Source organism: Rhodococcus ruber (assembly GCF_027270735.1).
Taxonomy (GTDB): Bacteria; Actinomycetota; Actinomycetes; order Mycobacteriales; family Mycobacteriaceae; genus Rhodococcoides; species Rhodococcoides rubrum_A.
The window spans coordinates 1-518 of record NZ_JAPWIJ010000042.1 but is presented as its reverse complement, the minus strand read 5'-3'; the positions used below and the strand labels follow the sequence as shown (position 1 = coordinate 518).

1 protein-coding gene is annotated in these 518 nt (G+C 67.2%); it reads left to right on the top strand.

Annotation, left to right across the window (positions count from 1 at the left end; all coding sequences use genetic code 11):
• On the top strand, positions 1-518 hold a 518-nt coding region (locus tag O4220_RS27735; RefSeq protein WP_269608752.1), incomplete at both ends, for a biotin carboxylase N-terminal domain-containing protein.

Genomic DNA, 518 nt, shown 5'->3' with positions numbered 1-518 from the left:
GCCGCCGCCAAGTCCGGAGCCGACGCCATCCACCCCGGCTACGGATTCCTCTCCGAAAACGCCGACTTCGCGGGGGCCGTCATCGACGCAGGCCTGATCTGGATCGGACCTTCCCCACAGTCCATCCGCGACCTCGGCGACAAGGTCACCGCCCGCCACATCGCCGCCCGCGCCAAAGCCCCCTCCGTCCCGGGCACCTCCGAACCGGTGAAAGACGCCGACGAGATTTTGGCGTTCGTCGACGAACACGGCCTCCCCATCGCGATCAAAGCCGCATTCGGTGGCGGTGGCCGCGGCATGAAAGTCGCGCGCACCCGCGAGGAAATCCCCGAACTGTTCGACTCCGCCACCCGCGAAGCCGTCGCCGCGTTCGGGCGCGGGGAATGCTTCGTCGAACGCTACCTCGACAAACCACGCCATGTCGAAGCCCAGGTCATCGCCGATCAGCACGGCAACGTCATCGTCGCCGGCACCCGCGACTGCTCCCTGCAACGCCGCTTCCAGAAACTCGTCGAAGA